Below are 12,439 nucleotides of genomic sequence, written 5' to 3'. Positions count from 1 at the left end.
CAGGCTCCGCTGCCCTTGGCACATGGGAGAGGCTCATTTGGGCGAGTCGTCCCCTGATTTGCCACCGCTGCCGTTTCCGTTAAACAGCGCCTCCGTCAACGTCCGGAGCTTATCCATCAGCTTGCCGTAGCCGAATCCGACGAGAAACGCGATGCCGATCTTCGCTTCCATCGTGGCGCCGGTCTGGAGCAGCATAATGCCGCTTTTGAACAGAACGATCGTCATCATGGCTGCCCCGGCGCACTTGATCGGACGAAGCAGGTACCACCAGTACCAGCGCGGGGTCATGCTGTCGTAATATTCGAAGAACAAGCGCATGGCGTACATCGTGCCTCCGATGGCTCCGGCAAGCGCATAGTAAGCGTACTCCGTGACGGGAGGAAGAAGCTTGATCCCAAGCCAATGCGTGATACGGCCGCTGCGGATGGCACCTGTCATCCAGAAGCTTCCAATGAACCAAGCGAGCAGATAAACGAGCACTCCGAGCTTGAACCCATGTTCCCGGGTCATCATGGCTCCCGCCCCTTTCGCTTGCAGACTTGTTCTAGTTCAACCTATGCGCTGTCCGGGAAAATGATGAAATGCAGGGATGATATAGAAACATTATCCAGATCTGGTGCGTATAAAGAATGGGGGAGAATGGGCCCTTGCCGCCTTTTCCCATCATACAGACGGAGTTGAATTATCGTAATGAATACGCCTTATGTTTCAAGAAAGCAGTGGCTGGAAAGCCGGGAGCAGGGAAAAGGGTCGCTGCTTTTCTATTCGGTGCTCGGATTCGTCCTGTTGTTTCTGTTCATCGCCCCGTTTCACCAGGGATTGTTTCTGATGTTCTCCTACGAAGCCAAGCCGGGGAACAACATCTTTTACAACTTCCCGCTGTACAGCTCCTATATTTTTATTTACATCGCTTTGTTCCTCACTTCGCTGTTTTTGATGACTTCCTTTAAAGCGACCGGAAAGCGGGACATGCTGCTGCTGGCGGTATGGCTCATTCCGCTCGCTTATCTCATCCCCGTGCTGACCCGTCCGGCGTCCATGTACTTGGCGCTTCAAGGATTGTACGCGGAGCTCATGTATGCGGCGTTTTTTGTCATCAGCTGGGTGCTTGCCCGGAACAGAAAAGGGGCGGCCCTCGTTCAGCACGGCATTTTGTATTCGGGCTATGCGCTCGTCATTTACGGGCTGCTGGTCTGGTACGGCAATATTCAAGCCCATGGCGTCATCATAGCCGATAGCAACGGCATGCGCTTGACGTCTTCCTTCACTTACGCCAACTCATATGCCGCCTATCTGATTGCCATCATTCTGGGCGCGCTGTATATGATCGCCTCTTCCTCCAAATGGGTCGCAGCGGCAGGAAACGCCTTAATTTTAGCGCCGGCTCTGCTGTCGCTCATCTTAACCTTATCCCGCGGCGGTCTTGTGCTGCTGCCGGTCGTGCTGCTCGCTTTGCTGCCTTTCATCCGCTTGTCCGGGCAAATCGTCATGATCCTCAATCTGGGCATCGCGGCGGCTGCCGCCTTCATTCTGTCCGGGCCGAGTACGCGGATCGGAGCGGAATTGTTCAAGACCTCGAACGCAGCGCTGTCCGCACAGGCATGGCTGCAATTGGCTGCCGGATCGGTGGTGGTGGCGCTGCTGTCGGCGGTCATTCACAAATATGTACCTCCGGTCGTCTCGAAGCTGGAGGAAAAATTCAAGCTCCGTTATGCCCGGCTCTGGTTCCCGCTGGTGATCCTGCTGGTCGGCGGCATCGGCATCGCGGTCGTGCTGAACAGCCAGTGGGTGCTGAACCTGCTGCCCGAAAACCTGCAGCAGCGGATTGCAAGCATCAACTTCCAGCAGCACAGCGTGCAGGAGCGGGGGTATTTTTACAAGGATGCGATGCAAATCGTAAACGAAGCGCCGTTGTTCGGGAAGGGCGGCGGGGCATGGGCCGCGTTGTATCAATCCCACCAAAGCTACGGCTACGCTTCGAACCAGGCGCATAACTTTTTGTTCCAGACCTTGACGGATATCGGCTGGGTCGGCGCGCTGCTGCTGTTTGCTTTTATCGGCTGCATCGTGTACTTTTACGTACGGCATGTGATCAAGCATCACGAGACGGAAGACGGAAGGCGGCATTTCGTTTATTTCATCGTGCTAGTCGCTATCCTTGCCCACAGCTTCATGGACTTCGACTTAAGCTACGGCTATTTGTCCGCTCTAGTCTTTATCGGCTTGGGAGGACTGCTGGCGGGCGCTGCCCTGCCGGGGACCAAGGATCAAGAGCTGCCGGTCGCATCGGGAAAAGCGAAATGGATTTACCCGGGGTTCGTCCTGCTGCTCAGCTTGTGCATGCTCGTCGTATCGATTCGACTGCTGAAAGCGAACACCGAAGCGGGCAAGGCGTACAACGAGCTTTCGCAGGAATCCGTCCAACTGGAGAAGTTTATCGGCTTCATCGATAACGCTATGGAGCTTCATTCGACGAACGCGGATTATGCGCTGCTGAAGATTCGGATCCTGAACGACGTATACAACCAGACGAAGGACAAGCAGTATTTGCAGGAGGCTCAGCAGCTCGCCGCCCGGTATATGGACAACGAGCCTTATGCGCACGGCATTCATGAGAACCGGTACCAATGGGCGGTTCAGGATAATGCCCAACAGGCGCTGGCGGTCGCGAGCGAGTCGATCCCGAAATACCCGTGGGATATGATGTGGTACGAACGGGCGATGGTGCTTTCATACGAGATGGGTTACGCTGCAGAAGAGGGGAAGAAGCCGGCGGAGCGAGACGCGTATTATCAAAAAGCCGTCGGCATTTATCAGCACGTGCAGGAAAAACGGGAGTCGCTAAAATCGATTCCGTCTTCGATCAGCGTACCTCCTTTCGAGATCACGAAGCCGATGTTTCTAGTCTTGGGGAGAATTTCCTACGACCAAGGCAAATACGCCGAAGCGGCGGACATCCTCCGCCCGGCCTTATCGGACAACATGGATTCCTCGGTGCATCGGTATATCGCGCGCTGGTATGTGGCCGCGCTGCAGAAACAGGGCAAGACGGATCAGGCATGGGTGGACAAGCTGGTTGCCAAAGATCCGAACGAAGCCGAGGAACTCAAAAAGCTGGCGGGAGCTTAAGGAGGTTGAGTCCGTCCGGTTAATTGACCGCTTGTTGGCGGGGTGGGCCTAGCGCACGTTTTCATGTATGGCTGCCGGGCGGATCGGACACACTACGGGCGAATCCCAAATCCCGGAAGGAGGCGTCCCAATGTCCCGAGACAATGCCAACAACAACGGCAAAAAGTCGCAGCCCGGCAATAACCAAGACTCGGAAGTGGCGGAGTCCAAGACGAAAAAATAACGGGAATTCGCAGCCAGCCTCTCATGGCTGGTCAGAGTGTTGAGAAAGTGGTCAATTGAGATAATAGAGGTTACGAGGGGGTGGGGTACCCACTTCCGACCGCTGTTGTCTTCGGGAAATTTTAATTGGAAGCTGCATAGCAGCGGATATTTCCCGAAGACAAAGGCGGCCGCTACCGCTTCTCCAGTGGATACCCCACCTCCGTTTGTATCTCTATTTTTTGTAAAAGACCACTTTCTCAATCAACAGTCTGAGCCAGCCGTTCGCGGCTGGTTTTTTTGGTAAAATGCGGCGTAAAGCGTTATACTGGGAACGTAGGACAACCTTTCATTTGTGGAGGAATTTTAATGAGCACATTTGCCCAAAAAATGGAAAAATATGCAACGCTGGCTGTTCGGGTAGGCGCCAATGTACAACAGGGACAAACGGTGGTCGTTATGGCACCGGTCGCCGCCGCAGAACTGGCCCGGCTTGTCGCAGTCAAGGCTTATGAGGCCGGCGCGAAGAACGTCATGGTCGAGTGGAACGACGAGGAACTGATGCGGATCAAATACAAGATGGCTCCGATGGAAGCGTTTCACGAATATCCGATGTGGAAGGCGCAGGGCTTGCAGGAGCTGGCGGAGAACGATGCGGCCTTCATTCAATTTTACGGGCCGAATCCCGACCTGCTCAAGGACGTCGATCCGGAGCGGGTCTCCACGGCGAACAAAACGGCCTCTACCGCTTTGAAAGGGTACCGCAGCCAGCTGATGGCGCACCGCGCGTCCTGGACGCTGATGGCCTACGCAACGCCGGAATGGGCATTGAAAATATTTCCCGATCTTTCGCCGGAGGCCGCTCTCGATGCTCTGTGGGAGCGTATTTTCGAAGCGACCCGCGTGAACGCGGACGACCCGGTCGAGGCTTGGAAGGAGCATAATGCTCGCCTGGCCCGGACCGTGAGCTACTTGAACGAGAAACGGTACAAGCAGCTCGTCTACGAAGCATCGGGCACGAGCCTGACCGTGGACCTGCCGGAGAAGCACCTCTGGCTCGGCGGCGCGAAAGAGAACGCCAAGGGCATTTTCTTCAACCCGAACCTGCCGACGGAGGAAGTGTTCACGATGCCCCGGAAGGACGGCGTCAACGGTGTCGTCCGCAGCACGAAGCCGCTTAATCACGGAGGCCAGCTTATCGACGGGTTCAGCCTGACGTTCAAGGACGGCAAAGTCGTCGATTTCTCGGCAGACAAAGGCTACGAGATGCTGAAGCGGCTGCTCGATACGGACGAGGGAGCGCGTAAGCTGGGCGAAGTCGCCTTGGTTCCGCACGAATCGCCGATCTCCAATACGAATCTGATCTTTTACAACACGCTGTTTGACGAGAACGCATCGAGCCATCTCGCCCTCGGACAAGCGTATCCGGTCAATCTGGACGGCGGTACGGAAATGAAGGAAGAGGAACTGTCCCGGCACGGGGCGAACAGCAGTCTTGTGCACGTCGATTTTATGATCGGCTCGGCCGACATGAACATCGACGGGATTACGCAGGACGGCGTACGGGAGCCGGTATTCTGCGCCGGCAACTGGGCGCTGCCTGTCTAAAACGCAAAACGGAGCAAGGCGCTGAGGGGCTTCGCTCCGTTTTTGTATTCATGAATGGGGTTGCGTTTGATTGTTCTTTTGCATGGAGTAGCATTTACGGCATACCGGCAAATAGCTTTCGTTGCCGCCGATTTGAATCTGCGCGCCCTCAAATACCGGCTTGCCGTCGGCAAGACGCATATTCATCGTCGCTTTGCGGTCGCAGTACCAGCAGACCGTCTTGATTTCCTCGATTTTGTCAGCCAGCGCAAACAGATGATAGCTGCCCTCGAACAACTGGCCGAGAAAATCCGCCCGCAGTCCGTACGCAATGACGGGAATGCCGAGCGTATCCGCAATTTCCGTAAGCTGCAGCACCTGCTGCTTGTTCAGAAACTGCGCTTCGTCGATCAGAATACAGTTCGGCCGCTCGGCCGCCGCCAATCCGACCATGTCCAGGTTGTCGTCAATGACGATGCCGTCCTTCTGCATCCCGATGCGGGAAGCAACGACGCCTACCCCGTCCCGGTCATCGACTGCAGGGGTGAAGAGCAGCACTTTCTTGCCTTGCTCCTCGTAATTGTGTGCGACGCGCAGTACTTCGATCGACTTGCCGCTGTTCATCGTTCCGTAACGAAAATATAGCTTGGCCACGCCTCTAGTCCGCCTCTCCCTGAGAAATCACGAAGTTTATCATAGCACAAGTTGAGGGGGAGGTACAGGTTATCCCTTTTCGATGGGTAAATATGGTACAATGTGGGCAACAAAGCTTGGGGAAGCGGTGATCATGATGAAAAGCACAGGAAGCCCTGTTCGGAAACCAATGCCGGGTCTTGAAACGCCGGAGCCTCTTTATACGCAGCGCCGGGGAAGCTCGAATGCGGCACGGCAGCTTGCTTCCGCTCCTGCCTTCGTCGCGCAAATGCAACAGCGCTTCGGAAATCAGGCGACGATCCGTTATTTGACCGGTTCCCGGCATACCTATGCCCATCCGCCGGTCCAATGCAAAATCAACATGTCCCCCATGATCATCCGATTGGACGAAGACTTCACAGAGCGAATTGTCGAGTACAACGAATTAGCGGAGGCCGCCCCTCTTTCTATGAAAATCAACATGCTCTCCGAAATTGAACGGGCCTGCTTCCACTGGTTCGTCCATCGGCAATCGGACGATCTCCAGGAAGACCCGGAAGCCCCCCAGATGAGAACGCTCATGGACCTGCTTCACATAGAACGGCAAGCTTTGGTTAAGCAATCGGTGACGGAGGGCAATCCTACAGCCGAAGACAGCGATCTCCCCATAGCCGGATTTGAACAGCTGGACGAGGAAGCCCAACGGAAGGCGCGCGAGATATGGGGCAAATTGATTCATGACAGCGGAAGTATCCGAATCGTGGAGAAGGAGGGGCACGGAGACTTTAAGCTGAAGATGCTGACGGAATTCTCGCGAATATTGGAAAGCCATTTCGGCCGGGAGCTGATGGGACGGATCAACGAATCGGATAAAAAAATTGAAATCTCCCCTTTTTCCGTCGCCAGAGATGACGGAGTGACTGCCGCCGCCTCGCCGGTAGGCGATAATATGGAACATGCCAAGCTGAAGAAGCTGTCCGGACAGCCGCGAGACAAGGACAAGTACAAGGAGATCAAACTTGACGGCTTGGCCAAGTGGGAGCGGATTTCCGCTCTGAACGACATGCGGAGGGAAGGGCCGGATCAGTTGGGGGTGGTGCTGATTTTGCAAGGACGGCCGGAGCAGTATTACGCTTTTGGGGAAGGCACCGACGTGAAGGTGACGATGCCGTCCGACGTAAAGGAATCGTCTTTTTACTATGGGAATCGGCTAGTCGATACTGCGGGAAAGGAGCTGATTGCTCCCGCATTCTCGACGTTAACCCACGAGCTCGGTCATGCTTTTCATATGCAGCAGGGGACGAAAACGGACAATGCCGGCGAATTAATGGAATGGATCGACGACCAGGATAATTTGGATGCGTGGTCGAATATGGAGGAATACATTAATATCCAGGGCACGGAAAATCCGTTTCGAAGCGAATACGGACTGGGCGAGCGGCATGGGCATCTCAACATTCCATATCTGATCTCGCAAAGGCTGCAGAAGCAGGTTGGGGAATGGTACGGTTGGCTGGACGGGAAAACCGATCTCGACCGCCAGTCCAAAGAGGCGATTGAAACCGAAATCTCCGAATTGTCGAAGCTCATCTTTGCAGATTGGACAGATGAGCAAAAACTGATGGAGGCCAAGCAAAGAATGAAGCATCTCCCCCGGCTTTTGGAACAAATGTACGCTGAGGCGTTAGAACGGCAGCGGCTGGACCGAATCGCATCGGACGAAGAGTCGATGGGAATACGCCGATCCGCTCCAATAGCCATCCCCGGGTCCGACGAAAGGGAGCAGGACTCCTTCCGCCCGGGCGGGCCGGTTGAAAGTAACATGGACCGTTATGCCGAACAATTTGAAAGGCAAAGACAGCAGTATCATATGCGATCCAAATATTACAATAAACTGGGAATTTAAATGGACTTCCGCACGTCTCCTTTCCTCAAAAATAAAACCGAAAAAACAGCTTATACCTGATTCTTCCCTACGCTTCCGGCGGCGCATCCCGTATGATGGGTCTATAGACTAACGCTAGCGCGAGGAGGAACCGCTTTGAGGAACGCACCGACGGTAAGATTTGAAGCTATCGATCAGGATAATTGGGAAGATTGCGTGAAGCTGGAAGTGCAGGAGGAGCAGCGGAAAATGGTGGCTCCCAACTGGTATTCGATCATTCAAGCCGCCTACGATGAATCATACACGCCGCTTTCCATTTATTACGAAGACACGATGGTCGGCTTTTTCATGTACGGCAAGGACCCGGATGACGGGCTGTACTGGATCGTACGGCTGATGATCGACAAAAGGTATCAAGGCCGGGGCTACGGCGAGGCTGCGATCCGGCTGGGCCTGGAGCTGATCAAGCGTCAGGAGGATTGCAGCCCCGAGATCGTCATCAGCTATAAGCCGGACAATGAGGCGGCCGGGAAGCTGTACGAGCGTGTCGGCTTTGTGCCGACAGGAAGGATCGTCGAAGGGGAGACGGAAGCAAGATACAAGGTTTTGAGATAGCAAAGCGAACATTCGCGCGCAAAACAAAGGCCCCCTTATCTGTTCGCCGGATAAAGGGGCCTATGCTTATGAGGTACTCACGTGCTTTAAACCGGTAACGTTACCGTCACGGTCGTGCCCACGCCGGCTTCGCTTGCGATGGCCATACGGCCTTTGTGCTCGGTGACGATTTTTTGGCTCACCATCAGACCGAGACCCGAGCCGTTTTCTTTTGTCGTATAGAAGGGCTCGCTGATCCGCTGGAGCAGCTCGGCGGGAATGCCGTCGCCCTCGTCGCGGAAGGTGATCGAAAGCATGCCCGGTTCGGCCAAGGCCGCCATAATCTCCACGGTTCCGCCCAGCGGCATCGCTTCGACGGCGTTTTTGACGATATTGATGAACAACTGCTTCAACTGATTTTCTTCACAACGAACCGCAGGCAGGTCCGGTTTGATCCGCGTCTTGAAACTGACGCTGTTCAGATTCGCTTGCGCTTCCAGAAGGGAGAGGACGTCGGCGAGAATGGGGCCGATCCGCTTATAATGAAAGATGGCCGCTCTTGGCTTGGCTAACAGCAGCATTTCGCTGATGATGTGCTCGATGCGCGTCAGCTCCGACGACATGATGTCCAAGTAATGCTCCTTGTAATGCCCGGCACTCTTCATAAACTGCGTAAACCCTTTCAGCGAGGTCAGCGGGTTGCGGATTTCATGGGCAATGCCAGCGGCGAGCTGCCCGGCGACCGACAGCTTCTCCGAGTTGCGCAGCAGCTCCTCGGTAGCCTTGCTATCGCTGATATCCCGCCCGATAATACAGATCCCGGTAATGTCCTGATCCTTACCGACAACGGGTGAGATCGTGAGGCTCATATCGAGCGGCGTGCCGTCCTTGCGCTTGCGCTTCGTTTCGAAGCTGGAGATTTGCTTGCCCTGCAGCGCTTTGCGGAACAGCAGCTCCGACTCGATCCACAGCTCCTCCGGTATGTTCGGCGGACGCTCGCCGATCAGCTCCGCTTCGCTATAGCCGAACAAGTCGACGAACGCTTTGTTCACCTTGGTCAGCCGGAGGTCCGCATCAAGAATCGCAATGGTGTCCGCCGCATGCTCAATCATGGAATCAAGCTGCTGCTTGGTCGCGCGGAGCGTTTCTTCCTGCTCTTTATGCCGGGTGATATCCCGGATAAAGACGGACAAGCCGGGCTTGCCCGGATAGCAGCTGACTTCCAGCCACTTTTTGACCAATGGATAATAATCCTGATAAAAGACGGGAACCGCTTCCTCAATCGCCCTCCAGCAAGCTTTGTAAAAGCCTGTGCCAAGCCATTCCGGCACCGTGCCCCGAATGCCGTGACCGAGCATATCCTCCCGGCTGAGCTGCAGAAGCCGCTCGGCGTTCCGGTTCACATAGACGAGCTCTCCGCTTCGGTTCAGCATAATGTAAGCGTCGGCAAACGTTTCGAGCAGGGAGGTCATGCGGATGAGCGATTCCTGAAGCGCGTTTTCGGCATCTTTTTGTGCGGTGATATCCTGGGTTTGCATGTATATGTAAGCCGGTCCGCCGTTGCTGTCCTTAAGTTCGACTGCATAAACGCTCATCCATAAGGTTTGTCCGTCCGCGCTTAGCCAGCGCATCTCGGTTTCGTAGCGGGAGAGCTGGCCCGATACGAGCTGGCTCATATGGTGCATGCACAGGAGAAGCTCCCCGGGATGTACTAAGGTCTGAAGATTCATCCGCTCCAGTTCTTCCGTCCTGTAACCGAGCTTCTTGCCGAGCGATTCGCCGGCCATCAGCAGGTTGCAGTCCTGGTCGAGCAGGAGGGAGCCGGTGTGGGGGCTGGCGAAGCTTTTCAGCGCCAGATCGACAAACATTCGTGAAAAAGTCCCATCCGCTTTGGCTTTCAATTGCTCCGGGACGAATGGCGATGCGAGCAAATCGTTCATGAATGAGACTCCCTCCACTTTTTTAGGCTGAAAGTTAACATTCGTCAAAAATCAACACAATTCCTTTTTTTTGCAGGTCCCGTTTTTTTACAAGTGGCAAAAATGGGACGAAAGTCTCCAAATTTTTAAATTGCTATAATAAGAATGGGATGATAAGATTAAACATAATATTTACCAGCAATTTCATGGAATTGCCACACCTGGGGTGTAGAGAGAAGGAGCTTTGCCCCGTTTTTGTATACGAAGGTTGCGCGAGGCGGTGAGAGAGGCGGACCGGTAGTGGGTGAGGTCCAAGAATCTGCCATGAGACAACGAAATAAAGGGCGAACGGCGTCGATGGACGCAGTCGCCCTTTTCGCAGCTTTACGGAAGGTATCGTTTGATGTCTGGACATGTCGCTTTTAGTCGTTTGCATAGATGGAAAATTTAGGTGTAACTTTCGTTTGGCACGCCATGTCCAAAGGTATTCGCGTTAAGGTAAATCCAAGGAGGCGGAAGTGAATGGCAGGAAAGGACCTGAGAAGCTTGTTGTCGCCGCAGGAGCTTGAAGCATTGACGCATCGTCCTGAAGGAAGCAGCTCGGGAAGCGACGGTCGTGCGGAGCCGGAGATCGCTATGGAGCCGGAGCTTGAACTGGAGCGGCTTCGTCTCGAGACGGCCCGGCTGGACCTGACGGTTGCCCGGCTTATGGAACGGGTGGAGCAGTTGGAGCTCCGGCTGGAAAGCCGCTCCGCGTACGAAGCGGCCGGGGGCGTCCCCGAGGCCTTCGCGGCAGGTGACTGGCATGCCCGGGAAACCGCTGCCGCGAAATCCGTTACGGTCCCGCCCGTCCCGGAGGAGCCGACGCTTTCCCGGGTAAGAACGTACGGCCGCAAAAAGCGGGACCGCTCCTAGGGAAGGCGGACTGCCTTTGGCGGCCGACACTCGGGGCTGGGACTCACGGAATTTCTCGGTATCGAAGAGGAGCACCCTCACGACTGCGGCATCCGCGGCGTCAAGAACCGGCCGATTTCTTCCGGCAGCACCTCCGTGTCCGACGGATGAAAATAGTAGTTGTTGTCATCGCGGAACAAGCTCTGCATAGGCGCGACCGACTCGCCGGTTTGAAACACGACGCGGTACTCTTTCGGATCTCCGCCGGACACGTGCGGCTGGTAGTTTTCTTTCTTTTGCCCGTGTCCGAGCAGCTCCATGAACAGCCCGGTATCGGCTCTTTCGAGTGAACGGAATCGCTGCCAGGCGTCCGCTTGTTTGGAGTGGACATACACGTCGATTCGGGTTACCCGCTCGGCCGGAAGGTCCTTGTAGCTCCAGGTATGGGCAAGCTTGCCATCCGCGCTTCTTGCGCTGTACAGCTTGTAGCCGCCCACTTCGTTGCCCGCCTTGGCGGCAATCAGCGAGTGGTCCGGGTATCCCTTCACGGCATAAAGGCGCGTGCCTTCCTGTAAAAATGCCGCATCTCCGTCCTTTGTCACATAGCTCGGGTTGGTGACGGCTCCCTCGACCCTGAACTTCACGGTGCCGACGACCTCATCCGTCACGGCATCCGGGGAGGCGGCCACCGCTTCATACACCCCGTTATATTCCTTTCCGTTCAGCTTGACGAAATCCACCCAATCGATAACGGCATTTCCTGTCTTCCATGGGTCCGTTTTGGCATTGCAGGCAGGCAGTACGAGCAGCAGCAGGCAGAGCAGCAAACGCCAAACCATCGTCGTCACTTCCTTTCGTCCGGTTAACCGGGCAGGGTGTGTGTAACGTTATGGACGCAAGTCATCGTTCGAAAGTTGCGCAGCGGCAAGAACGAATGCGTCCCCTTACGAACCCCTTACCCGGCTGCGACAACAATAAAACCGGCCGGCACCTCGGAAGGAAGGCGCCGGCCGGCGAGTCGTTTAGTGGCGGTGGGAGGTGGAACGCTTTTTCCCCTTCCGGCAGCGCTGCTTGCCCGGGGCCCCGGTCCGGGCGGTACAAACGTGCTGCGCACGGTAAGGAACCGATTGGGCCGTGTTCACCTGAGGAAGGAAGCGGATCGAACCGGCGATGCGGGGAGCGTCTTGATTGACCATTCGCTTAAGCAAGCGGATCGCCGCCCCATACCTTTTGTAATCGTAGTCGTTCGTCTTCGGGTCGTAGAAGGCTTCCGGGAGCTCCTCCGGCGTCATATAGGCGAACACGCGGCCGCTATGCTCCGCAAGGAAGACGAGCGGCGATCCGCCGTAGCCTTCGCGGTCCCATTCCTGGCGCGTCAAGCGGAACACCAGAACGGCCAGCGCGTCGCCATACACTTTGCCTTTGTACCTGAACCGGAAATGCAGCTCGTACTCCGTATCGCCGTTCTGTCTCCGCCGGTCGATGACCGCATACGTCCTCCACCACGCCGGGAAACGAAGGGTAAATCCGTATCTCGCGTTGCGATACACGAAATGGCTCGGCTTGTTCACGTCGCTCGGGTCTCCTTTCGAACCAA

At 55.6% G+C, this 12,439-nt stretch carries 10 protein-coding genes; 5 read left to right on the top strand and 5 right to left on the bottom strand.

Annotated elements, in window-relative coordinates:
• Positions 1-33: 33 nt before the first annotated feature.
• A complete protein-coding gene (locus QMG93_RS00225) occupies positions 34-513 on the bottom strand; it encodes a hypothetical protein (RefSeq protein ID WP_281932903.1) in 480 nt (159 codons plus the stop codon).
• Between the two features lie 177 nt (positions 514-690).
• Here QMG93_RS00225 and QMG93_RS00220 point away from each other — a divergent pair, with 177 nt between their 5' ends.
• Both QMG93_RS00220 and QMG93_RS00215 read left to right on the top strand, forming a co-directional pair.
• Positions 691-3,129, top strand: a complete 2,439-nt coding sequence (locus QMG93_RS00220) for an O-antigen ligase family protein (RefSeq protein ID WP_281932902.1) — start codon at positions 691-693, stop codon at positions 3,127-3,129.
• 570 nt (positions 3,130-3,699) lie between these two features.
• On the top strand, positions 3,700-4,938 hold the full coding sequence (locus QMG93_RS00215; RefSeq protein ID WP_281932901.1) for an aminopeptidase: 1,239 nt from the start codon (positions 3,700-3,702) through the stop codon (positions 4,936-4,938).
• 48 nt (positions 4,939-4,986) lie between these two features.
• Here QMG93_RS00215 and QMG93_RS00210 read toward each other — a convergent pair whose 3' ends face one another.
• Positions 4,987-5,571, bottom strand: coding sequence for a thymidine kinase (locus QMG93_RS00210; protein WP_281932900.1), 585 nt, complete (start codon positions 5,569-5,571; stop codon positions 4,987-4,989).
• A gap of 133 nt (positions 5,572-5,704) precedes the next feature.
• Here QMG93_RS00210 and QMG93_RS00205 point away from each other — a divergent pair, with 133 nt between their 5' ends.
• On the top strand, positions 5,705-7,456 hold the full coding sequence (locus QMG93_RS00205; RefSeq protein ID WP_281932899.1) for a hypothetical protein: 1,752 nt from the start codon (positions 5,705-5,707) through the stop codon (positions 7,454-7,456).
• A 135-nt stretch (positions 7,457-7,591) separates the two neighbouring features.
• Positions 7,592-8,050, top strand: coding sequence for a GNAT family N-acetyltransferase (locus tag QMG93_RS00200; protein WP_281932898.1), 459 nt, complete (start codon positions 7,592-7,594; stop codon positions 8,048-8,050).
• Positions 8,051-8,136: 86 nt separating this feature from the next.
• Here QMG93_RS00200 and QMG93_RS00195 read toward each other — a convergent pair whose 3' ends face one another.
• Complete coding sequence (locus QMG93_RS00195) at positions 8,137-9,969, bottom strand: PAS domain-containing sensor histidine kinase (protein ID WP_281932897.1); 1,833 nt, start codon at positions 9,967-9,969, stop codon at positions 8,137-8,139.
• Between the two features lie 501 nt (positions 9,970-10,470).
• On the opposite strand from QMG93_RS00195, the gene QMG93_RS00190 reads away from it, so the two are divergent.
• On the top strand, positions 10,471-10,863 hold the full coding sequence (locus QMG93_RS00190; RefSeq protein WP_281932896.1) for a hypothetical protein: 393 nt from the start codon (positions 10,471-10,473) through the stop codon (positions 10,861-10,863).
• 77 nt (positions 10,864-10,940) lie between these two features.
• Here the strand turns inward: QMG93_RS00190 and QMG93_RS00185 are convergent, their stop codons facing one another.
• Entirely contained in the window at positions 10,941-11,681 is a 741-nt protein-coding gene (locus QMG93_RS00185; protein WP_281932895.1) for a hypothetical protein, read from the bottom strand.
• A 183-nt stretch (positions 11,682-11,864) separates the two neighbouring features.
• Positions 11,865-12,413, bottom strand: a complete 549-nt coding sequence (locus tag QMG93_RS00180; protein WP_281932894.1) for a hypothetical protein — start codon at positions 12,411-12,413, stop codon at positions 11,865-11,867.
• Positions 12,414-12,439: the final 26 nt, after the last annotated feature.

It is taken from the genome of Paenibacillus tyrphae, from assembly GCF_027925525.1.
Lineage (GTDB): Bacteria > Bacillota > Bacilli > Paenibacillales > NBRC-103111 > Paenibacillus_G > Paenibacillus_G tyrfis_B.
This window is presented reverse-complemented; position numbering and strand designations above follow the sequence as displayed.